Source organism: Spongiactinospora rosea, from assembly GCF_003315795.1.
Lineage (GTDB): Bacteria > Actinomycetota > Actinomycetes > Streptosporangiales > Streptosporangiaceae > Spongiactinospora > Spongiactinospora rosea.
In genome coordinates, this window is record NZ_QMEY01000010.1 from 1 (window position 1) to 20532 (window position 20532).

Sequence of the window (20532 nt, forward strand, 5' to 3'; positions counted from 1 at the left end):
ACTCTACCGGCCGGTGGCGCAGACCCTCGGCGGATGGGATCGAGTTGTTCGATCTGCGGGCGGTATCGGTGAGGCGTTACCGCTATCGGGGTTACTCGATCCGCGGCCCCTGGACTTTGTCCGGCCCCGCCTGACGGCAGATGCCGTGGAGAGCCCGGTGCTCAGAGATGGGCACGCCGGGTTCGGCGAGCGGTCTGGGGAAACGGACCGGCGGCAACGCCGGCACCGCGCCCCAGGCCGACTCAACGAGCCCGTGGGAACGCCTTCGCCTGTCCGCGATCGAGGCCACCTATCCCGGCTGGCGCATCCTCGTCCGCGACGGCCTGTGGTGGGCCACGAAGTACACCCCGCCGACTGAGGAGCAGAAGGCGTGCGGGATGTTGCACCAATTCGCCCGCCCCGGGCCGGATGAACTGGTCGCCGCGCTCAACGTGCAGCTCGGCATCCTCGCCCGGATGGGCGCGGCCTAAAGACCAGAGGCGGCCGGGCCGACGTCCACCCATAGAGGGACACCCGCTCGCCGCCCCCTAAGAAAGGTCTGCGCCGACGAACCCCCGCGCAGGCCCCGCGCCACACAGCAGCGCCCCGCCCGGAAGATCCCAGGCGGGGCGCTCGCGCGTACGGCTGGGCGTGGGATACGAGCTGTATCTGTTGTTGATCTTGCAGGGGGTGCCGGCAGGTGTCAGGCGCACCCGGCCACCCACTTCTGGTAGCCGCGCGCCGACAGCCGGTCAGTGCGCTTGGGCGCGATGCGCTGGAGTAGGGAGTGCTTGGCCACCTGGGCCGTCTGCATCGGTGTTGGGTCAGAGGTGGAGGATGCGTTGGAGCCAGGTTTGTTTGGTGGTGAGGGCCGCTTGGGCGACGTGGGCCGTTGAGGTGCCGGCGAAGCCGTGGTAGCCGCCGGCCCAGACGTGGAGTTCGGCCTGGCCGCCGGTGGACCAGATGCGGGCCGCGAAATCGACGGCCTCGTCGCGGAAGACCTCGGCCGCGCCCACCTCGATGTAGGCGGGGGGCAGGCCGGACAGGTCGGCGGCGCGGGCGGGGGCCTCGTGGGGGAGGACGTCGGGGGTGCCGCGCCGGGCGCCCAGGATGGCGGTCCAGGCGGTGTCGTTGTTGTTGCGGTCCCAGGCGCCGATGCCGTCGTACTGGTGGCTGGAGACGGTGGTGTTCCGGTCGTCGATCATGGGGGCGCCCATGTAGAGTCCGGCCGCGGCCGGGCCGCCGCGGTCGCGGGCCATGAGGGCGACCGCCGCGGTCAGTCCGCCGCCCGCGCTGAAGCCGGACACCAGCAGTCTCGCCGGGTCGAAGCCCAGTTCCTCGGCGTGCGCGGCCGTCCAGAGGTACCCGGCGTAGCAGTCCTCGGCCGCCGCGGGCGAGGGGTGTTCGGGGGCGAGCCGGTACTCCACGGTCACGCCCACCGTCCCGTGCTCAAGAGCCGCCGAGATCAGGCCCTCGATGCCGAAGAAGCGAGTGCCGAGCAGCATGCCGCCGCCGTGGATCTCGTAGATGCCCGCAGCGCCGGGCCGGGGGCCGCCCTTGGGACGTACGACGGTGACCGTCACGTCGGGCGCGCCTTCGGGACCGGGTACGTCCACGTCCCACCACTCGACCGGGCGGTCGCCGACGATGGCGGCCATCGGCGGGATCAGCGAGGCGAAGATCTCCCGGTTGCGCCGGATGGTGTTCGCGCGCAGCGGCAGCGCCTCCACCATCGCCAGGAAGGCCGCCAGCCCTTCTTCCAGCTCGGGGTCATAGGGAACCGGGACGTACTTCATCATGGACCTCCCCGCACCGCACGGCAGTGAAATTCTACGAACGTAGACGCTAGCCGCCGCGGGCCGGTTCGTACAGCCCTCATCACCCGCCCGGATGCACCGGTGCCGCACACCGATCGGCCCGCAGCAGGTCCAGCAGTACGCCGCAGGCGCGCTCGGCGTCGTGATCCGCGCGACCCGCCGGTTCCCTGGGCGCGCGGGAGAAGTACCACACGAAGGCCAGCAGCAGCCGGGTGACCACCTCGGCCGGGTAGTTCGCCACGATCGCGCCCTCCGACTGCGCCTGGCGGATCAACGTCAGCAGCGGGATGTGGATCGCCGTGAGGTCCGCCGAGGCCGCCGGTCCGTCGGTGAGCAGGCGGATGGCCGCCCGCGTGCGGATGTCGCACTGCAGGCCCCTGGCCAGGGCCATCACGCTGCGATGCAGGGCCACCTCGGCGGAGACCCCGGATCGCCGGTTGCGGGTGTAGGTGTCGGCCCAGCTCGTCAGGAACTGGTCGATCAGTACCCCGGCCAGCCCCTGCTTTGAGCGGAAGTGCGCGTACAGGGCGCCCTTGGTCATGCCGATCCGGGCCGCCACCGCCTGCATCGTCGCGTCGCCATAGCCGTGCAGGACGAACTCCGCGGCCGCGCTGTCCAACACCTGTTCGCGTGTGCGTCGAGACCGCTCCTGCACTGGCCGCCTCTCATCATCAGCAGATGGGGTGAATCGGGAAACGGGCCTCAGGCAGCGGCGGCGGCCCCACGCCGCCGCCGCGCGAGAGCGAGAACGAGAGCGAGCGCGAGGCGGCTAGAGCGCGCCCGGCCGCTTCGGCGGGAACGCGTGCGCGCGGGCGCCCACCACTACGATCAGCACCGGCACCAGCAGCAGGAACACGCTCCACGGAAAGGACGTCGGGCCGAGCCTGTCCAGCAGGATGCCGCCGACCGCACCCCCGCCCGCCATGAACGAGTTCCAGGTGGTGACCAGGAGGGCCTGCCCCCGGTCGCCGCCCGCGTCGGTCACCGCGGTCTGCAGGAGGGTCGCGACGCCGCCCCAGCCGAGCCCCCACAGCACCATCGCGGCGTAGACGACCGCGGGAACGTCGGCCAGCAGCGCCAGCGCCGCGGCGGCCACGATGAACAGGGCCGTACTGCCGATGGTGAGGTGCCGCAGCTTGCGGTCCACCAGCGCGCCGGTGATCCAGATGCTGACCATGGACGCGATGCCGAAGACCAGCAGCACGATGTCCCGGTCCGCGCCCATCCGGTACTCGTCGAGGAACGTGGCGATGTACGTGTAGAGGATGTTGTGCGAAAGCACGTACACCGCGACCACGAACAGCACCGCCACCACACCGGGCAGCGACAGCGCGCGCAGGATCGGTTCGCGGGCCTCCGGCCGCTGCCCCGGGTAGTTGGGCACCGACAGCGAGATCCACCCGAGCAGGATCACCGCGATGCCGGTGACCAGTAAGAACGTCAGCCGCCAGCCGAACAGCCCGCCCAGGAAGGTGCCGGCCGGGATGCCCAGAGACAGCGCCAGCGGAATGCCCGCCATGGTGATCGCGATTGCCCGGCCCTGGAGGTGCGGCGGGGCCAGGCGGCGGGCGTACCCGACCAGTTCCGCCCAGATGACGCCCGCGGCCACGCCGGCGACCAGCCGGAAGACCATCGTCACCGGGTAGTTGGACGAGATCGCGGTGATGGTGTTGGCCACCGCGAACGTCGCCACGGCCAGCAGCACCAGATGCTTGCGCCGCCATGTCGCCGTGGTCACCGCGACCGGGATCGCCGAGACGCCGGTGGCGATGGCGTAGATGGTCAGGGCCTGGCCCATCGCCGACTCGCTGACGGCGAGGTCACGGGCCATCTCGGGGAGTACGCCCGCGGGCAGCGCCTCTGTCAGAATGCCCATGAACGCGGCGGTGCACAAGGCCAGCAGCGGCGACCAGGGAAGCCGGTCCGTGACCGCCACCGTGCCGGGGCCGGACCTTGATTCTGTACGTTCGGTGGTCATGGTTGGTATCCTCAAACCCTCTCATAGATGTGAATGTCAACAGCGAGCGCTGTGAGGTGGGTCACATGCGGATCGGGCAGCTTTCCGAGCGCACCGGCACGTCCCGTCGCCTGCTGCGTTACTACGAAGAGCAGGGCCTGATCGGCGCGGCGCGCTCCTCGAACGGATACCGCGAGTACGACGAGCGGTGTGTGGACAAGGTCCTTCAGGTGAGAGGTCTGCTCGACGCCGGACTCCCGGTCCGGATCATCAAGCAGATCCTCCCGTGCATCGACCAGCCGCGGACCATCCACGTCTCCGACGCCACTCCCGAGACGATCGCCACCCTGGAGCACGAGCGCGACCGGATGACCCGGCAGATCCGCTGCCTGACCCGCAACCGCGACGCCCTGACCGACTACCTCGACGCCGTGCGCGCCGCCGCCCCCGACCCGGCCTGCGCCGCCGCCGAGCCCGAGGTCGCCAGGACGGCCTGACCCGCCGCGTACTCCACGACGTTGGAAAGCACGACGTCGTGGCTGGTCACCTCGATGGTCAGCCGGTCGCCGTCGGCGATGGTGAACCCGTCGTGGTAGCTCGCCTTGTCCGCGCCGAGCAGCAGGTAGTTCACCAGGCCGGGCCTGCGCACCGCCGGGTACGAGAACAGGTTGCCCACCATGTCCGGCACCCGGTGGTAGATCGCGTCGGACCCGCAGGCGAAGGGGCCCTCCCACGCCGTGACCCCGGCGCGCTCGATGACGATCCGGCCGGCCACGGTCCAGGGCGGCGCGTCCAGGAACAGCCACGGCGTCAGCGAGGTGTCGCACAGCTTGGCGTAGGGGGTCCAGCCCCACGGGTTCTGCAGGTGCAGGCCGATGTCGTTGAGGTCGTTGCCGAAGGTGTAACCGGCGTAGCGCGGGGTGCCGCCGGCGTCGTTGACGTACACCAGCGCGACCTCCGGCTCCTCCAGCAGCGCGATCGGCGCGGCGGGCACCGTCAGCGGCTCGCCGGGCATCCGCAGCCACGAGCCGAAGCCCTTGATCACCCAGTTCGGCGCCCGGAACTCCTCCTCCGGGTCCGGGTCGCGGTCGAACTTGGACCTGTGAGTCCCCATGAAGCCGCTGACCAGCGCGTTCCCGCTGCCGGTGGGCAGCAGCGGGGGCAGATAGCGTACGTCGGGGTCGCCCGCGGTCACCGTCACGGTCGCGGCCCCCTCGGTGACGGCGGCGATCACCGCCGCCGGGCCGCCCCCGGTGATCACCGCGTCGCGCAGCGTCCCGTCGGCGACCCGGTAGAGGGTCACGGGCTCACCGTCGGACGGCTTGCCGAGGCCCGCGTACCGGTGGCCCTGGTACTCGCACTCGAAGATGATGGACATGGGATGCCTCCTAGGTCGTGGAGCCGGTGAGGTCGGTCAGGATCTCGGCGATACGGTCCAGGGACGCCCTGATCCAGGGCAGCCGCAGCGGGTCGGACGAGGTCAGGGCGGTTTCGCGTTCGGCGGGGGTCTCGCCGTACAGCCGGGCGGTCGCGGCCCTGATCCGCAGCGAACGGCGGGGTTCGCCGAACGCCGGCCCCGCCAGCACGCCCATGCCGTACCGCTCGGCGAGCAGCGCGGCGAGGTCGTCGCCGCCGCGTACGCCGTGGTCGCGGGCGAGCCGGTCCCGCAGCGGCCCGAAGTCCGGGTAGAGGTAGCTGGTCGCGCGGACCGGCGCCAGCTCGGCCCCGGCCGCCGTGAAGGACCGCGCCACCGCGTGGGCCACCGCCTCGTGCAGCGCGCGGCTCGCGGCGACGCGCGCGACCACCCCGGGCGGCTCCGCGAAGGCGTACGCCGCGGCGGCCTGGACCGGGGCCGCCGTGGTGGACCAGATCTGGCTGGCCACCGCGACCAGCCGGGTGTGCAGGTCGCGCCCGAGCGGCCCGTCCGGGAGCCGGGCGACCCCCATCCGCCAGCCGCCCAGCGCCAGGTTCTTGGTGAGCCCGGTGGTGACCACCGTGCGCTCGGGCGCGAACGCCGCCGGGGAGACGGCCGGGTACAGGGGGTCGAAGACCAGGTCGCAGTAGATCTCGTCGGAGATCACGACCAGGTCCAGGTCCCTGGCCGCCTGCCCCAGGGCCCGTACGGTGCCGGGCGCGGCGATGGTGCCGGTCGGGTTGTCCGGTACCGTCACCACCACGCACCTCGGGTGCCGCCCGGCCGCCCTGGCGGCGGCGACCGCCTCGCGCAGCGCCGCCGGATCGGGCACCCCGCCCTCGCCCGGCCGGATGGGCACCGGGATCGCCCGGGCCCCGGCCAGCGTGGCCTGCGCGGTGTAGCTGACCCAGCTCGGCACCGGGACCACCACGTCGCCCCCGGCGGCCAGCAGCAGCGCGAAGAGCAGCGGCTTGCTCCCCGGCCCGCAGACGACCTGGCCGGGGTCGCAGCCGAGGCCGCGCCGGGCCCAGTATCCGGCCGCGGCGGCGCGCAGCTCCGCGCTCCCCGCGACCGGGCCGTACGCGTTGCCGCCCGCCGCCGCGGCGAGCCGGTCCGCAAGCTCGGGCAGGACCGGCAGGCCGATCTCGCCGCTGGCCAGGGACAGCACCCGCTCGCCCGCGTGGCGGCGGCGGGCCAACGCCTCGTCGGCGGCGAGGGTCGCCGACATCGTCACCGGTGTGGGTCCGGGCATGGTGGCCTCCAGCAGTCAGAAAGGATCAGGGTCAGCGCACGGCGTGGCGCTTGCGGAGTTCGGCCTTGCGGACCTTGCCGGTGAGGGTCTTGGGCAGTTCGTCCACCACGACGACCCGTTCCGGTACCGGCAAGTCCGCCGCTCCGGCGTCGCGGACGTGCCGCCGGATCTCGGCGAGGGACGGCCCGGCCGCCCCGCGCGCGACGACGACCGCGCAGATCTCCTCGCCGGTGGCGGTGGGCAGCCCGACCAGGGCGGCCTCGGTCACCTTCGGGTGGCGGGCGATCAGCGCTTCGAGTTCGGTGACCGGGACGTACGACCCGCCGCGCAGGATCGCGTCCTTGGCCCGCCCGAGGACGCGGATGCCGCCGCGCCCGTCGGACCGCGCCAGGTCGCCGGTGTCGAACCAGCCGTCCGCGCCGAACTCCGCCGCGAACGCGTCCTCGCGCCTGTGGTACCCGAGCGCGAGCGACGCGCCGCGCATCCGCAGCCGGCCCACCTCGCCGCCGGGGGTGGCGGGGTCGATCCGGACCTCCATCGGGCCGATCGGCCGCCCGTGGCTGTGCGCCGCCCAGTTCGCCGGCTGTTCCGGCCTGGTCATGGTCACCGGGCCGCTCTCCGACATCCCCCACAGCGAGTAGGCGCGCGCGCCCAGTACGTCGCGCACCTCGTCGATCAGCCCCTGGAGCACCGGCGCGGTGCCGATCACCACATGCCGCAGCCGCCCGACGTCGCGGGGCCGCTCCCGCTGCGCGGCGATCACGTCGCCGATGGTGGCGGGCGGCCCGTACAGCAGGTTCGCCGCGTACCGGTCCACCAGGTCCAGCAGCGCGCCGTTGTCCGTGACGTCCTGGAACACCACGGTGCCGCCCAGCATCACCCCGCCGAGCACGCCCTGCGCGAAGCCGGAGTAGTGGTAGAGCGGACTCGACAGCACGGCGACCAGCTCGTCACCGACGCCGTACGCGGAAAGGTAGCCGCGCACCGCCGCGTAGATGGTGTTCTGGCTGTGCAGCACGCCCTTGGACACCCCGGTGGTGCCCGAGGTGAACAGCACCACGAACGGCTCGTCGGGGCCGAGCGCCAGCGCGGGCAGGTCCTCGCGCCGCCGGTTCTCCCAGTCCACGGCCACGAAGAGGGAGTGGAAGTCGCGGGCCCCCGGCGGGACCTCGCCGCCCGCCACGACGACGTGCTCGACGGCGGGCAGCGCGGCGCACAGCTTGGTGGTGATCGCCGCCACCGGGGTGTCCGCCCAGTCGCTCAGCGTGATCACCACCCGGGCCTGGGTGAGTTCCAGCCGGTGGCGTAACTCGGCCTCCGGGCAGATCGGCGCGATCGGGCAGACGACCGCGCCGACCCGGGCGCAGGCGAAGATCAGCGGCACGATCTCCCAGCGGCTGGAGAGCTGGACCGCCACGAAGTCGCCCCGCCGTACGCCCAGTTCCAGCAGCGCGCCCGCGAAACGGTCGGTGAGCCGGGCCAGTTCGGCGTAGTCGAGGGTGTCGGTACGGGCCTCGGCGAGCCGCCGGCCGGCGATGGCGGGCTTGTGCGGACGCTCCCTGGCCTGGCGGAACAGGTCGTCCAGGAAGGTCTCGTCGCGCCACCAGCCCCGCTCGCGGTACTCCGCGGCCCACGCCGGGCCGTACGTCGCGAGGGCGGTGGTCATGCCCGGACCTTCCGCCGCGCGGCGAGCAGGTCCGCCAGCGGATCCACCGAGCCACCGGAGGCCGCCGCCAGCAGGTCCCTGGTGTTCTCGCGCACCCGGTCGGCCACCCAGCCGAACACCCAGTCCTTGCGCGCGTCCGCGGCCAGCTCGAACGGTACGACCCTGGCGATGGCCAGGCCCGCCGCCGCGGCCCCGCCGACGTTCGCGACCACGTCGGGGATCAGGGTCGCGCCGGAGGCGGCCACCTTCTGCTTGGCCTCCGCGCTGGAGCACAGGTTGCCGCCCTCGACGACCAGCCCGGCGCGCAGCCGGTAGGCGTTGTCGGCGTTCAGCGCGTCCTTGTTCGCGGCGAGGACGAGCAGGTCGGCGTCCACGTCCAGCCAGCCGTCGGACTCGTCGCAGGTGGTGACGCCCTGCGGCAGCCGGGAGCGGTCGATCCGGCCGAGGCTGTCGGTGATGGCGATGAGGCCGTCCACCGGCAGCCGGTCGGCGCTGATGGTGCCGCCCACGTCGGCGACGGCCACGATGCGGTGGCCGCGCTCCTCCAGGAAGCGGGCGACCGCGCGGCCGACCGTACCGAACCCCTGGATGACGACCCGCGCCTCCTTGTCGTGGCGCGCGGCCTCAAGGGCGGTGACGGCCGACACGCCGACGCCGTGCCCGGTGCAGTCCACCAGCGGCTCGTAGTACGTGCGCCAGTCCATCGGCATGTCCACGGCCCTGGCCCGGTGCCGAGGGTCGTAGCCGGCCTCGGCGAAGAACAGCGCCCGGTCCGCGGGCGTCACGCCCAGGTCGATGCCCAGGTGGATGCCGCCGTGCAGCAGGGGCCGCACGGTACGGCCGAAGGTTCTGAACGTCTCCTCGCGGCCGGTCCCGTCGGAGACGATGCCGCCCTTCGCCCCGCCGATCGGCAGGCCGACGAGGGTCAGCTTCTCGGTCATGCCCCGGGCCAGGCCGCGTACCTCGTCCTCGGTCACCGAGGCCGTCATCCGGACGCCGCCCATGGCCAGGCCGTCCACGAGCGAGTCGGCCACGACCCAGCCTTTCAGCGGGCCGCCGCTGCCGTTCAGCGAGACGACGAAGGCGGGCTCGCGCTCATCAATGCTGCTCATCACGCACTCCTCAGTTCGATGGGGGTCACTGGTAGAGCCGGGCGAATCCGCGCAGGATCTCCAGCCCGTCGCCGCGGAATTCGAGGTGCGCCTGCGAGCCGTAGATCCGGCCGTCCGCAGAGCGCAGGAACTCCACGGGCGCGTGCTCGGAGCGGCCGATGGCGCGGAATCCGGCGGGGGCCTCGCGCAGGTACAGCGTGTGCCGGTGGAAGACCGTCACGGTGGGCTTGACGTGGGCGAACAGCGGGTCGTCCAGGTCCACCTGGACCTCGTAGCCGCCCACCCGCTGCGGCCCTTCGACCAGTTCGCCGCCGTGCGCGACCGCGATGATCTGCATGCCGCCGCAGATCCCGAAGACCGGGACGCCGGCGGTGGTGATGAGGTCGATCAGCGGCCGGTAGTGGTCGCGATCGTAGGCGCGTACCTTGGTGCCGCTCAGCACGATCGCCTGGTAGCGCCGTGGATCGAGCCGGTCCGGCACCTCGGAGACGGGCACCGCGTCGGTCTCCGACCCCAGATCTTCCAACCGCCGGCGAAGCTGTTTCAGGGAGAGCGTTCCGTTGTTGACCACCAGGACCCGGGACGTCGCCACGAGTTCGGCTCCTTTCGATTCAGGGTCGCTTCAGGCAGGGGTGATGACCGTGCCGGACCGCTCGGCGAGCATGTCGGTGACGAGCGCGCTGCCGATCACGACCCGCTGGACACCGCCCGCCAGGGCCTCGCCCGCGGCGCGCAGCTTCTTGCGCATGCCGCCGGTCGCGCCCCGGTCGCGGAACTCCGCGGCGGCCTCGGCGGTGATCCGCCGCACCGGGCGTCCGTCGATCAGCAGGTGGGCGACGTCGGTGACCAGGGTCAGCGACGTCGCCGAGGTCGCCGCCGCGATGGCCGCGGCGGCCCGGTCGCCGTCGGTGTTCACCTCCTGCCCGGCCGTGTTCCTGGCCAGCGGGGTGATCAGGTAACAGTGGCCCGGCTGGAGGTTCTTCAGCAGGCTCGGGTCCACGCCGACGATCGGGCCGACCAGGTTGTCCAGTTCGACCAGTTCCTTGCCGCGCCACCACCAGCGCTCGCCCTCGCCCGCCCGGACCAGGCCGTCGCCGCCGATCAGCCGTTCGGTGGTGATGCCCCGGTCGGCCAGCAGGCCGATGACCTGCTCGGCGAGTCCGGCACTGACGGTCTTGATGTCGGCGATCACCTCGGGGGTGGTCCAGCGGCTCTGGTTGCCGTAGCGGTCGCGCAGGATCGCCGACGGCTCGGCGTACTCCGGTTTGAGTCGTTTGAGCGGTTTGGACCAGCCGTGGACCAGGATCAGCGGGTGGTCGCGGCCGTGCCCGGCGAGGTCGTCCCACCAGGCATCGGCCATCGCGTGCAGGGTCGAGCCGCCGAGCTTGACCACCGTGGGCGGCGTTTCGGCGCTCATGCGGGCATCACCGGCTGCATCTCCAGCCCGGCCCGCTCGGGCAGCCCGAACCGCCGGTTGATCGCCTGGACGGCCTGCCCGGCCGCGCCCTTGATCAGGTTGTCCAGCGCGGCCAGTACGACGATCCGGCCGCCCTCGCCGTCGTGCAGGACCGTCACGTCGCAGTAGTTGGACCCCAGCACCGCCTGCGGGTCGGGCATCGGGATCAGCGTCTCGGTGTGCCTGCGCACCCGGACGAAGGGGTGCTCCTTGTAGAAGCGCAGGTAGGCGCGCTGCAAGGTGCGTTCGTCCACCTCGTCGTCGGTGAACGCGTAGCTGCTGGCCATCAGCCCGCGTACGTGCGAGACGCCGTACGCCGACATGCTCAGCGAGCCGATCCGCCCCGGTTTGCCGCGCTCCAGGAAGTCGGTGACCTCGGCGGCGTGCCGGTGGCCGACCGGCGCGTACGGGGCGATGGCCCCGTTGCGCAGCGGGTGCAGGTCGGCGGTGCGGAGCTGGAGGCCGCCGCCGCTGGACCCGCTCTTGCCGTCCACCACCACGGTCTTGAGGTTGAGACCGAGGGAGAGGACGAGCGGGGCCAGCCCGAGGGTGATCGCGGTGGCGTAGCAGCCGGGCAGCGAGATCAGCGGGGCGCCCGCCATCTGGTCACCGACCAGCTCCGGCACGCCGTAGACGCTGCGGTCGGCCAGTTCGGCGGACCGGCGTACCGACGGGTACCAGCGTTCGTGCAGCTCCGGGGTCCGGATCCGGAAGGCGCCGCTGAGGTCGATGACGGCGGGCACCCGGTCGGTCAGCCGCGCCGCCAGCTCCGCCGACACCGGTGCCGGGGTCGCCAGCAGTACGACGTCACAGCGGCCGGACAGGTCCTCGGTGACCGGTTCGACGGTGACGCCGAGATCCAGCCGGAGGTTGGGGTGCAGCTCGGCGGGCCGCCGCCCGACGCTTGAGGAGCCGCCCAGGAAGGTCAGTTCGAGTTCGGGGTGCTGGGCGACCAGCCGGATCAGCTCGCCGCCGGCCAGCCCGGAGGCCCCGGCCACACCGACGCGGATCATGCGATCAGCTCCCGTACGTACTGGCAGATGGCCGTGGCGATGTCCGCCTCGCTGACCGAGGCCACCGCCCGGAAGGCGGGCGCGTGGTTGACCTCGTTGACGACGTGGCCGCCGGGCGTGCGGAACAGGTCGATGCCGTACACGCCTTCGCCCAGCTCGTTCAGCACCGCGTCGATGATCTTGCGTACCTCGGGGCCGGGGGTGACCGCGCGGTTGCGGTTGCCCACGGCCGCGTTGCTGCGCCAGTCGCCGCCCGCGCTGCGGAACTCCGCGACGGAGACGAGCTCGCGGCCGACGACGAAGCAGCGCAGTGACGAGCCGCCGGCCAGGTACGGCTCGACCAGCCCGGCCTGCTCGAAGCCGTGCCCGAGGTCTTCGACGTGGTCATAGACCGAATGCGCGGTGTCGGCGTCGCGCAGCAGGGTGACCCGGCGGCCCATGCCGCCGAAGACCGGCTTCAGCACCACGGGCGGCGGGAGTTCGGCCAGCGCCTTGTCGAAGTCCGCGCGGGACAGCACGAGCCGGAAGTCCGGCACCGGCACCCCGGCGGCGCGCAGCAGCGAGCGCAGCGACAGCTTGTTCTCGCAGGCGTGGACGGCCGCCGCCGAGTTCAGCACCGGGACCCCGGTGGCCTCGGCCAGGGTGGCGACCAGCCCGCCCCGGGTGTAGCTGCGGCTGCGGATCAGCACGGCGTCGTAGCCGGTGAGCGCCGCCGGGGCCGGGTCCCCGAGGCAGAGGGATTCGTCGTTGACCCATTCGGCGCGCAGGCCGAGCGCCGGGGCGGCGTCGATCAACCGGCGTTCCTCCCAGCCGATCCGGTCCGCGACGATGGCGACTTTGCGTTCCATGGGGTCACTGGCCCCAGTCGCGGAGCTTCACGGCGACCATCTGGAGGGCGAGCCTGCCGTCCTGGACGTCCTCCACGCGCAGCGTCAGCATGCACTCGGGGCAGGAGATGGTCTCGCCCTTGGCCATCGGCGGAGTGGTCACGTCGGTCTCGCACTCCGGGCAGGAACCGTTCAGCGTGCTGGTGGACATGGTGGTTCTCCTTCGCTGGATCAGAGGGACAGGAAGTCGATGGCGGCCTTGCAGATCTGGACGCGGTCGAGCAGCCCCCGCCCGTCCCGCTCCTGGCGGTCGATCAGCCAGGTGGTGAAGGCGGCCACGTCGACGTCGATGCCGGACTCGTCGAGCGCCCACCCGACCAGGGCGGGCGTCAGGCGGGTGCGCACCCGCAGTTCGCGGGAGTTGCCGACCAGCTCGGGCGGCACGCTCTCGTACGCCGCCGGCTGGCTGAGCTGGCCCGGCAGCTCGTACGCGAAGGCGTGCGGGGTGGTCGGGCCGGGCTGGAAGGCGTCGCCGAGCTGCGAGCCGCGCAGCGCGATCTCGGTGAGCTCGGTGAGGTGGCTCAGGTCGAAGCGGGTGTCGCCGTGGATGATCCGCAGCGAGATGAGCAGTTCGGCCAGCGGGGCGTTGCCGCCGCGCTCGCCGATGCCGCCGACCGTGGCGGAGATCCACTCCGCGCCCGCCCGGCAGGCGGCCAGCGAGTTGGCGACCGCCATGCCCAGCATGTTGTGCGAGTGGATCTCGATCTCCGCGCCGTCGATCGCGGTGATGCTCGCGATCTGCTCCTCCATCTGCCAGGGCGACAGATAGGCGACGGTCTCGGCGAGCCGGAACCGGTCGGCCCCGGCCGCGAAGCCCGCGCTCACGTAGGGGACGAGCCGTTCCTTCGGGGTGCGCGCGCCGTCCTCGCCGCTGAACGTGACGTGGAAGCCGTGCTCCTTGGCCTGGGTGATGGCCGCGCGGGCCAGCGCGTTCAGGTACTTGAGGCTGGGGGAGTCCAGCTTGAGCCCGGCGTGCTCCTCGGAGGTCGGGATCGAGAACATCACGGACCGCACGCCCAGCCGCGCGGCCTCCGCGAGCGCCTTGGCCACCTGGTGGCGGTCGCGCACCAGGACCAGCGTCAGGCAGCGCTCCGGGCCCACCGCCTCGTGGGCGGCGAGGATCAGGTCCGCGTCCTTGGTGGAGGGGCCGGAGATCATGCCCACCTCGACCAGTTCCACCCCGGTCCGCACCAGCAGGGTCGCGATGCGGGCGGCGTCCTCCGGGCCGAACTCCACGCCGGCCATGTGCGCGGAGTCCCGCAGGGTCGCGTCGGACAGGTGAGGCAGCCCCCTCGGGAGGCCGCCCCCGTGCTCTGTTACAGCCATTGCGCGCTCTCCTTCGCTGAAGCTCTCTTCGGTGGAGCCGTTGACGATGGTGGGCCAACCTTTCCTAAAGGGACAACGGCCTTTACTTCAGAGGTTTGTTAATGACTGTCATGGAACGTTATGTGAAGTGAGATATGCGAATTCTCGGTCTGTGTGATGACAAATCACCGGGCGAGTCGTCTGGTAGCCCGGCTTTTCCGGTTAGCGTGGGCAAGTCCGTCGCGACCGATCCGAAGGTTCTTCAAACGCTCCGCACATCACCGGGCGATGAGAAGGAGAAGGATCCAATGGTGCTTTCGCACATCTCCACCGAGACCAGCGGCGTCGAGCCGCCGCTCGTCGAACGGGTACGGGCCCTCGCGGGGCGCGTGGCGGGGCCGACCGCCGCCGACCGCGACCGCGACCGCCGCTGGGACCCCGAACTGCTGACCGAACTGGCCCGCGCCGGGGCCGGATGCCTCACCGGGCCGCTGGTGCCACGATCTCTCGGCGGCGCCGAACTGTCCGCCGTCCAGACCTTCGCGCTGCTGGAAGGGCTGGGCGAAGGGGCCCGCGACCCGGGCCTCGCCCTGGCGGTCGGCGTCCACGCGGTGCTCGCCACCGTACCGCTGCGCGCCTTCGGCACCCTCGGGCAGCGGGCCCGCTACCTGCCCCGGACGGCCTCCGGCGAATGGCCGGCCGGGCTGTCCCTGCGCCAGACGCAGGGCGCCGCGCTGGACTCCACCGTCACCGCCCGGCCCGCCATGGCCGGGCTGGGCGGCTGGGTGCTCAGCGGCGAACTCGACCTGGTCGTGAACGCGCCGATCGCCAACCACTTCCTGGTCGTGGCGGCGCACCACGGCGGCGGGCGTACCGCCTTCGTCGTGGACCGGACCACCCCGGGGCTGCTGATCACCGAGGCTGCCCCGGCGGCGATGCGCACCTGCGCGTGGGGGCGGATCGTCCTGGACGGCTGCCGGGTGCCCGACGAGGCCGTACTGGGCACCCCGCTCGGCGCGGCCACCGAGGTCGAACCGCTGCTGGCCACCTTGGACTGGGTCTTCACCAGCGCGCCCTGGCTCGGCATCATGCGTGCCCTGACCAGGGACGCCGTCAACGGCGCCCACCAGGCCAACCGCTTCGGCCGGCCCGTCGCGCACGCCCAGTCCGCCCGGTTCACCCTGGCCGACCTGGCCACCCGGTGCGAACTGGCCGGCGGGCTGCTGTACCGGGCCGCCCGCCGCTTCGACACCGACGGCAGGCCCTCCCACCAGGACGCGGCCATCGCCCGGCTGTTCGCCGCGGAGGCCGCCCTGGCGGTCACCGAGGGCATGGCCCGGCTCTCCGGCCCGCTCGCCTTCACCGGCGACCACCTGATCGAACGGGCCCACCGCGACGCGCTGTTCTTCGCCGAAACCGGCGGCGGCACCGAAGTGCTCCGCCCGGTGATCGCGGCTTCCCTGCTCGGACTCGGCTGAACGCGGGAGTACACCACCATGACCGACGCACTACCGAACTTTCCCGGCATCGCGGCCCGTGCCGCCGAGACCGACGCGACCGGCCGGGTGCCGCCGCCGAACTGGCAGGAGATCGCCGACAGCGGGTACGCGCGGCTGTTCTACCCGCCGGAGCAGGGTGGCACCGGGGCCGACGGGACCACCCAGGCCGAGGCCATGGAGGCGCTGGCCCGGGCCTGCCCGGGCACGTACTGGGCGGCGACCGTCTCCGCGCTGCTGTGCGGCAAGCTGATCACCGGCTACGGCGACCCGGCCAAGCACGGCGACCTGCTTGAGGGCCTGCTGTCCGGCGAGCGGCTGGCCTGCTTCGCCATCGTCGAACCGTCCGCGGGCAGCGACTCCAGCACCTACCGGACCATGGTCCGCCCGGTCGGGGACGCGGAGGGCGGCTACGTGATCAGGGGCGAGAAGTCCCGGATCACCAACGCGCCCTGCGCCGACCTGGCCGTCACGCTCGCCCGCCGGGAACGCCCGCCGGGCGACGACGGACCCGAATGGTGCCTGGCCTTCGTCGACCTGCGGCAGGACGGCGTACGCCGCTACGAGATCCCGCACATGGGGCTGCGCGGCATGCCCTGGGGCGGCATCGTCTTCTCCGACGCCTACATCCCTTCGGACAACGTGGTCCCGGTGACTCTGGAAGTGCTGTCGGAGGGCATGGCGTGGGGCTGGCTGCTGGTCTCCATCGCCGCCATCGCCACGGCCGAGTCGGCGCTGGCCGCCTCGGTGCGGCACGCCCGCGAGCGGGTCTCCTTCGGCCGCCCGCTGGCGCACATGGAGGGCGTGCAGGCCCAGCTCGCCGACTCGCGCACGCAGATCGACGCGGCCCGGCTGCTGGCCCGCCAGGCGGTGTGCGAACGCGTGGCCGGGCGGTCGGCCCGCGAGCTGATCGCCATGCTCAAGATCTACGCCACCGAGATGGCCGTCGAGGTCGCGACCCGGGCCGTGCAGATCCACGGCGCGGCCGGCGTGACCCAGGGGCACGAGGTGGAACGCCACTACCGGGACGCCCAGATGAACGTCATCGGCGGCTTCACCTCCAACCGGCTGCGCGAGGTCGTCGCCGAGGGGCTGGGCCTGGGGCCCGCGGTCTACCGGCCGTTCGACTGGGTGAAGCCCACCGGCATGGGCCAGGACCCGGTGGGCCTGGACGGCCTGTGGCCCGTACCGGTGGTCTCGTGATGGACGTCTGATCCGTGTGATCGACGACACGGGCCCGTGCGAAGGTCTCGCCGGGCCCGTGTCGGCGTGCCCGGGGCCGGATGCGGATGACGTCATCTGCGCGTTCAATCGGCTTTTGTTGCACGATCTGTGAATCATCTCCGCGTGCCGCGAAGGCCCGGCCCGGAAATCCTCGCCGCCGGCGTGCGAACCTGAACCGCGTTCGCCTGTTTTGAACTGCGGAAATGCCCCGCGGGCCGGAAAAGGAGCGGCGGCTCTAGATTCCGCTCATCCGGTCAATTCGCGCGCTTGACGCGCGGCCATGATGGCAGTGAGAGAGCGGTTCACAGGGCATTGCAATATACCTTCCGGCAGGTATATTCGGTCCTGGTGACGGCCGATTCACCGCGTGCTGTCGCGCTCCGGTCCACGCTCAAGTGGGCGGAGCCGGAACTTCCCCCACGGAGGAAATCTGTGAGCCTGCCGGTGCGTCTGATGGAGTTCGACTGGCATGCCGAGAGGTGCGGCATGCGGGAGGCGCGCGAGCACGCAGGGATCATCACCAGTAGTACACCGGGAGCGCCGCGTCCGCGGCCGGTACCTCTGGTCCCCACCGTGCCGGGCGAGCTGTTACCCAGGGCCGCCACAGGCCCTCGACATTGCGGGAAAGGCCCCGGAGTTCACCGGAGGTCTTCGCCCGGCTCCTGATCAATCGCTGTGGATCCGCCGGATCCTGCACCGGACGACCGGCATTAACTCGAATGCGGGGTGGCGGGTGCTGGCGCCCGTCATCGGGTGAGGAGCCAAAGCCATCATGGAGATCCTGATAGTCGAACCGTCCGAAATCGTGGCCGAACGGCTGGTCGGCGCGGCCCGCCGGCAGGGTTACACCGTCTCGACCGTACGGCGCGGCCAAGAGGCCCTGCGGAAGTACCATGGCGCCGATTTCATTCTGCTGAATCTCGGACTCCCGGACATCGACGGGCTGGAGGTCTGCCGGTCCATCAGGGCCGCGAGCCCGACCCCGATCATCTGCCTCAGCGAGCAGGACAGCGCGGTCGAACGCGTGCTCGCCCTGAAGTCGGGGGCCGACGACTGCGTGGTCCAGTCCTGTGGCGAGCGCGAACTCATGGCCAGGATCGAGGCGGTGATGCGCCGGGCCAACGGCCTGGCGGCCGGCCCGCAGGTGATCGCGCTCTGCACGCTGCGCATCGACGGCCCGGCGCGCGAGGTCCGCCTGCGGGACCAGGTGGTCGATGTGACCTCCAAGGAGTTCGAACTGCTCTACACGCTGGCCGCCAACCCCGAGACGGTCGTCTCCCGCAAGGAGCTGATGGCCAAGATCTGGGGCGACAACTGGGCGCAGACCAGCCGTACCATCGACACCCACGTCAGCAGCCTGCGGGCCAAACTCGGCTCCCCCACCTGGATCGTCACCGTCCGGGGGGTCGGCTACCGGATCGGCCTCGCCTACCCCAGGGTGCCCCAGCCGGTGGGCGCCCGCGCCGGAGACGGCGACGAGGAGTAGGTTTTCCGGCCTGGATCACCTGAATCGTCAGGAAGGAGATCGGCTGTGCCGTCATCAGTGCAGATCGTGGCTTTCACCGGGATCGTGTTGCTCGGGGCGATGAATCCCGGGCTGGACTTCACCATCGTGGTCCGTCAGTCGGCGTTGCTCGGCAGGCGGGGCGGGATGGCGACCGCGCTGGGGATCGGCGCGGGGGTGTTCCTGTGGGCGTGTGTGGCGGCCACCGGGGCGGCGGCGCTGATCGCGGCGTCGGCGGCGGTGTTCATGGTGATCAAAATGGTGGGGGCGGCGTACCTGATCTGGCTGGGGGCGCGGGCGCTGCGGTCGGCGATCAAGGGCGGGGGCGGGGCCGGGGTGCTCGCCGAGATCGACGGGCCGGCCGCCTCGGCCTGGGTGGGCTTTCGGCGGGGGCTGCTGACCAACCTGCTCAACCCCAAGGTGATCGTCTTCTACGTGGCGCTGATGCCGCAGTTCCTGGGGGACGCCCCGGCCGTCGGGGCGACGTTGCTGCTCAGCGCTATCGCGGCCGGGGTGTGTCTGGTGTGGTTCGTCCTGGTGGCGAATGTCGTGGGGGCGTTGCGGCGGTTGTTCACCCGCCGGGCGGTACGTCGGGGCATGGACGCGGTGACGGGTACCGCCCTGGTGGCGCTCGGCGTCGGGGTCGCCGTCAGCCGTACCTGACGGCTCACGCCAGGGCGGGCTGCGCGGCGGCGACCGTGCGGTACCGGCCGGAGTGGAAGATCAGCGGTTCGCCCGCCGAACGCTCGAAGTGCTCCACCGCGCCGAGGAAGATGTGGTGGTCGCCCCCGGCGTACACGTCCGAGGTACGGCAGACGAACGTGGCCAGCGTCCCGGCGAGCACCGGCAGGCCCGTGGCGGTGGTGAACACGTCCACCCCGGCGAACTTGTCCGGGGCGGGCGTCGCGAACCGCGTGGACAGCTCGTCCTGGCCCGCCGCCAGGACGTTCACCACGAACCGCCCGGCCCGCAGGAAGACCGGCGCGCTCGGCGCGCGGTCCGACAGGCACCACAGCACCAGCGGCGGGTCCAGCGAGACCGATGAGAAGGAGTTCACCGTCACGCCCGCGCGCTCGCCGTCCGGGGTCACGGTGGTGATGACCGCCACCCCGGTGGCGAACTGCCCGAGCGCCGCGCGCAGCGATCTCATGCCGCGACCTGGTCGAGGTAGGCCCGGGCCTTGTCGGCGTCCAGGAACCACTCGCTGAAGTCGGTGGGGTCGTCGAAGCCGTTGACGAAGCGGGAGGCGATCTGCGGCACCTGCCCGGCCGTCCCCAGCAGTTCCAGGTGGTGCGGCTGGGCGGGCGCGAGCAGCGCGTTGGTCCAGCGGGTGGCGTGCTGGGCCTGCGACCAGAACCGCTCGAAGGTCCGGCCCATCCACTCCGCGTCGAACGGCAGGCCGTCGCGCTCCAGGATGGCCTGGAGGTAGACCGCGGCGCACTTGGCGGCGTTGTTGCTGCCCTGCCCGGTGATCGGGTCGTTCAGCACCACGACGTCGGCGACGCCGAGCACCGGCGCGCCGGACGGCAGTACGGCCACCGGGTGGCGCACGGTGGGGGCGAACCGCCCGGTCAGCACCGCGTTGGCGTCGGTCAGCTCGATGCCCGCGCAGCGCTCGGCCTCCCAGGGGAAGAACGTCGCCAGGAGCTCGCAGCTGCGCGCCAGGTGCTCGGCGGGGCCGCGTACGTCGCCCCAGCAGTCCATCGGCCCGCCCGGCAGGCCCTCGAACACCATGATCTCGCACGGGCCGGTGTGCGTCAGGGCGGGGAAGACGAAGTACTCGCCGACGCCCGGCAGCAGGTTGAAGCACACCGCCGAGTGCTCCGGCCGCGGGGCGAGGCCGTGGACGTAGGTGACCGCCAGCGCCCGCTGCGGGGCGTCGTGCACCGAGCGGGCCGCGTCCCGCTCGAACAGCGAGGCGATCTCGCCCTTCCCGGCCGCGACCAGCACCAGGTCATAGCGGGCCGCGTACTCCTCCAGGTCGGCGGGGGTGACATCGTGGATGACCAGCTTGCCGCCCAGCCGCTCGAACTCCGCCAGCCAGACCGGCATCTTGATCCGCTGGTCCACCGCGGCGGCCGGCGCGTGCAGCCGGGCCGACCAGCCGAGCGCCTTGCCGCCGCCCGGGGCGGGCACCGACAGCTCGATGCCCTCGACGGGCGGGCAGACGTCCGCCCAGAGGTCCAGGCCGAGCGCCCGTTCATGCGCCCGCGCGGTGCCGAACATGCACTGTCCGGACATCACCCGGCCGTCGCGGATCGACTCGGGGGTGCGGTTGGAGACCACGGTGACGTCGTAGCCGTTCTGGAGCAGGCCGATGGCCAGGTGCAGCCCGGCCTGACCGGCTCCGACGACGAGGATTTCGCGCATGGGGGGTGTCCCTTCCGAGGTGGTCTGGGGTGGTCTGGGGTGACACTCAAAAGGTACGGAGGCGGGGCCCGGGTGATCCA

At 72.1% G+C, this 20532-nt stretch carries 21 protein-coding genes; 6 read left to right on the plus strand and 15 right to left on the minus strand.

All coding sequences use genetic code 11. The annotated features are described in order from the left end of the window. The first annotated feature begins 167 nt into the window (after positions 1-167). Positions 168-470 (plus strand): hypothetical protein, encoded by a 303-nt coding sequence (locus tag DP939_RS22525; protein ID WP_113982750.1) that lies wholly within the window; start codon positions 168-170, stop codon positions 468-470. A gap of 333 nt (positions 471-803) precedes the next feature. Here DP939_RS22525 and DP939_RS22530 read toward each other — a convergent pair whose 3' ends face one another. The 3 genes from DP939_RS22530 to DP939_RS22540 form a co-directional block, all read right to left on the minus strand. Beyond that, positions 804-1778 carry an alpha/beta hydrolase gene (locus DP939_RS22530; protein WP_225878428.1) on the minus strand — a complete coding sequence of 325 codons (975 nt, stop codon included), beginning with the start codon at positions 1776-1778 and terminating at the stop codon, positions 804-806. Positions 1779-1857: 79 nt separating this feature from the next. Beyond that, positions 1858-2418, minus strand: a complete 561-nt coding sequence (locus DP939_RS22535) for a TetR/AcrR family transcriptional regulator (RefSeq protein ID WP_158578654.1) — start codon at positions 2416-2418, stop codon at positions 1858-1860. Between the two features lie 147 nt (positions 2419-2565). Beyond that, positions 2566-3774: an MFS transporter gene (locus tag DP939_RS22540; protein ID WP_113982753.1), complete on the minus strand. Its 1209-nt coding sequence runs from the start codon at positions 3772-3774 to the stop codon at positions 2566-2568. A gap of 65 nt (positions 3775-3839) precedes the next feature. On the opposite strand from DP939_RS22540, the gene DP939_RS22545 reads away from it, so the two are divergent. Then, complete coding sequence (locus DP939_RS22545) at positions 3840-4250, plus strand: MerR family transcriptional regulator (RefSeq protein ID WP_113982754.1); 411 nt, start codon at positions 3840-3842, stop codon at positions 4248-4250. Here the strand turns inward: DP939_RS22545 and DP939_RS22550 are convergent. From DP939_RS22550 to DP939_RS22595, 10 genes are read right to left on the minus strand one after another with little or no spacing between them, the layout of a single operon-like run. After that, complete coding sequence (locus DP939_RS22550; RefSeq protein ID WP_199565352.1) at positions 4172-5131, minus strand: FAH family protein; 960 nt, start codon at positions 5129-5131, stop codon at positions 4172-4174. The two genes, DP939_RS22545 and DP939_RS22550, sit on opposite strands and share 79 nt — an antisense overlap. A gap of 10 nt (positions 5132-5141) precedes the next feature. Then, a complete protein-coding gene (locus DP939_RS22555) occupies positions 5142-6419 on the minus strand; it encodes an aminotransferase class I/II-fold pyridoxal phosphate-dependent enzyme (protein ID WP_225878429.1) in 1278 nt (425 codons plus the stop codon). 31 nt (positions 6420-6450) lie between these two features. Beyond that, positions 6451-8085 (minus strand): AMP-binding protein, encoded by a 1635-nt coding sequence (locus DP939_RS22560; RefSeq protein WP_113982756.1) that lies wholly within the window; start codon positions 8083-8085, stop codon positions 6451-6453. Then, a complete protein-coding gene (locus DP939_RS22565; protein WP_113982757.1) occupies positions 8082-9197 on the minus strand; it encodes a Glu/Leu/Phe/Val dehydrogenase dimerization domain-containing protein in 1116 nt (371 codons plus the stop codon). The genes DP939_RS22560 and DP939_RS22565 overlap by 4 nt, the downstream gene beginning before the upstream one ends. Before the next feature lie 25 nt (positions 9198-9222). Further along, positions 9223-9789 (minus strand): type 1 glutamine amidotransferase, encoded by a 567-nt coding sequence (locus tag DP939_RS22570; RefSeq protein ID WP_113982758.1) that lies wholly within the window; start codon positions 9787-9789, stop codon positions 9223-9225. Positions 9790-9819: 30 nt separating this feature from the next. Further along, complete coding sequence (locus DP939_RS22575; RefSeq protein WP_113982759.1) at positions 9820-10614, minus strand: amino acid kinase family protein; 795 nt, start codon at positions 10612-10614, stop codon at positions 9820-9822. Further along, entirely contained in the window at positions 10611-11666 is a 1056-nt protein-coding gene (gene argC, locus DP939_RS22580) for an N-acetyl-gamma-glutamyl-phosphate reductase (RefSeq protein WP_113982760.1), read from the minus strand. Before argC ends, DP939_RS22575 begins: the two co-directional genes overlap by 4 nt. Then, positions 11663-12514: an ATP-grasp domain-containing protein gene (locus DP939_RS22585; RefSeq protein WP_113982761.1), complete on the minus strand. Its 852-nt coding sequence runs from the start codon at positions 12512-12514 to the stop codon at positions 11663-11665. Before DP939_RS22585 ends, argC begins: the two co-directional genes overlap by 4 nt. A gap of 4 nt (positions 12515-12518) precedes the next feature. Further along, on the minus strand, positions 12519-12704 hold the full coding sequence (locus tag DP939_RS22590) for a lysine biosynthesis protein LysW (RefSeq protein ID WP_113982762.1): 186 nt from the start codon (positions 12702-12704) through the stop codon (positions 12519-12521). Positions 12705-12724: 20 nt separating this feature from the next. After that, the gene (locus DP939_RS22595) at positions 12725-13879 is read right to left on the minus strand and encodes a LeuA family protein (RefSeq protein WP_113982763.1); all 1155 of its coding nucleotides are present in this window, start codon (positions 13877-13879) and stop codon (positions 12725-12727) included. A gap of 287 nt (positions 13880-14166) precedes the next feature. Here DP939_RS22595 and DP939_RS22600 point away from each other — a divergent pair, with 287 nt between their 5' ends. The 4 genes from DP939_RS22600 (at position 14167) to DP939_RS22615 (ending at position 18745) form a co-directional block, all read left to right on the plus strand. Continuing rightward, positions 14167-15336 (plus strand): acyl-CoA dehydrogenase family protein, encoded by a 1170-nt coding sequence (locus DP939_RS22600; RefSeq protein ID WP_158578655.1) that lies wholly within the window; start codon positions 14167-14169, stop codon positions 15334-15336. An 18-nt stretch (positions 15337-15354) separates the two neighbouring features. Further along, positions 15355-16557, plus strand: coding sequence for an acyl-CoA dehydrogenase family protein (locus tag DP939_RS22605; RefSeq protein ID WP_113982765.1), 1203 nt, complete (start codon positions 15355-15357; stop codon positions 16555-16557). A gap of 793 nt (positions 16558-17350) precedes the next feature. Next, entirely contained in the window at positions 17351-18064 is a 714-nt protein-coding gene (locus tag DP939_RS22610; RefSeq protein WP_113982766.1) for a response regulator transcription factor, read from the plus strand. Positions 18065-18109: 45 nt separating this feature from the next. After that, the gene (locus tag DP939_RS22615; RefSeq protein ID WP_199565353.1) at positions 18110-18745 is read left to right on the plus strand and encodes a LysE family translocator; all 636 of its coding nucleotides are present in this window, start codon (positions 18110-18112) and stop codon (positions 18743-18745) included. Between the two features lie 4 nt (positions 18746-18749). Here the strand turns inward: DP939_RS22615 and DP939_RS22620 are convergent, their stop codons facing one another. Next, positions 18750-19232, minus strand: a complete 483-nt coding sequence (locus DP939_RS22620) for a flavin reductase family protein (protein WP_113982767.1) — start codon at positions 19230-19232, stop codon at positions 18750-18752. After that, positions 19229-20452 carry a styrene monooxygenase/indole monooxygenase family protein gene (locus tag DP939_RS22625; protein ID WP_113982768.1) on the minus strand — a complete coding sequence of 408 codons (1224 nt, stop codon included), beginning with the start codon at positions 20450-20452 and terminating at the stop codon, positions 19229-19231. Before DP939_RS22625 ends, DP939_RS22620 begins: the two co-directional genes overlap by 4 nt. Positions 20453-20532 lie beyond the last annotated feature (80 nt).

Excerpts from the sequence above, each read along its gene's own strand:
- DP939_RS22525 (WP_113982750.1), top strand. The coding sequence starts at position 168 with ATGGGCACGCCGGGTTCGGCGAGCGGTCTGGGGAAACGGACCGGCGGC.
- DP939_RS22530 (WP_225878428.1), bottom strand. The coding sequence starts at position 1,778 with ATGATGAAGTACGTCCCGGTTCCCTATGACCCCGAGCTGGAAGAAGGG.
- DP939_RS22540 (WP_113982753.1), bottom strand. The coding sequence starts at position 3,774 with ATGACCACCGAACGTACAGAATCAAGGTCCGGCCCCGGCACGGTGGCG.
- DP939_RS22545 (WP_113982754.1), top strand. The coding sequence starts at position 3,840 with ATGCGGATCGGGCAGCTTTCCGAGCGCACCGGCACGTCCCGTCGCCTG.
- DP939_RS22550 (WP_199565352.1), bottom strand. The coding sequence starts at position 5,131 with ATGTCCATCATCTTCGAGTGCGAGTACCAGGGCCACCGGTACGCGGGC.
- DP939_RS22555 (WP_225878429.1), bottom strand. The coding sequence starts at position 6,419 with ATGCCCGGACCCACACCGGTGACGATGTCGGCGACCCTCGCCGCCGAC.
- DP939_RS22560 (WP_113982756.1), bottom strand. The coding sequence starts at position 8,085 with ATGACCACCGCCCTCGCGACGTACGGCCCGGCGTGGGCCGCGGAGTAC.
- DP939_RS22565 (WP_113982757.1), bottom strand. The coding sequence starts at position 9,197 with ATGAGCAGCATTGATGAGCGCGAGCCCGCCTTCGTCGTCTCGCTGAAC.
- DP939_RS22575 (WP_113982759.1), bottom strand. The coding sequence starts at position 10,614 with ATGAGCGCCGAAACGCCGCCCACGGTGGTCAAGCTCGGCGGCTCGACC.
- argC (WP_113982760.1), bottom strand. The coding sequence starts at position 11,666 with ATGATCCGCGTCGGTGTGGCCGGGGCCTCCGGGCTGGCCGGCGGCGAG.
- DP939_RS22585 (WP_113982761.1), bottom strand. The coding sequence starts at position 12,514 with ATGGAACGCAAAGTCGCCATCGTCGCGGACCGGATCGGCTGGGAGGAA.
- DP939_RS22590 (WP_113982762.1), bottom strand. The coding sequence starts at position 12,704 with ATGTCCACCAGCACGCTGAACGGTTCCTGCCCGGAGTGCGAGACCGAC.
- DP939_RS22595 (WP_113982763.1), bottom strand. The coding sequence starts at position 13,879 with ATGGCTGTAACAGAGCACGGGGGCGGCCTCCCGAGGGGGCTGCCTCAC.
- DP939_RS22600 (WP_158578655.1), top strand. The coding sequence starts at position 14,167 with ATGGTGCTTTCGCACATCTCCACCGAGACCAGCGGCGTCGAGCCGCCG.
- DP939_RS22605 (WP_113982765.1), top strand. The coding sequence starts at position 15,355 with ATGACCGACGCACTACCGAACTTTCCCGGCATCGCGGCCCGTGCCGCC.
- DP939_RS22610 (WP_113982766.1), top strand. The coding sequence starts at position 17,351 with ATGGAGATCCTGATAGTCGAACCGTCCGAAATCGTGGCCGAACGGCTG.
- DP939_RS22620 (WP_113982767.1), bottom strand. The coding sequence starts at position 19,232 with ATGAGATCGCTGCGCGCGGCGCTCGGGCAGTTCGCCACCGGGGTGGCG.
- DP939_RS22625 (WP_113982768.1), bottom strand. The coding sequence starts at position 20,452 with ATGCGCGAAATCCTCGTCGTCGGAGCCGGTCAGGCCGGGCTGCACCTG.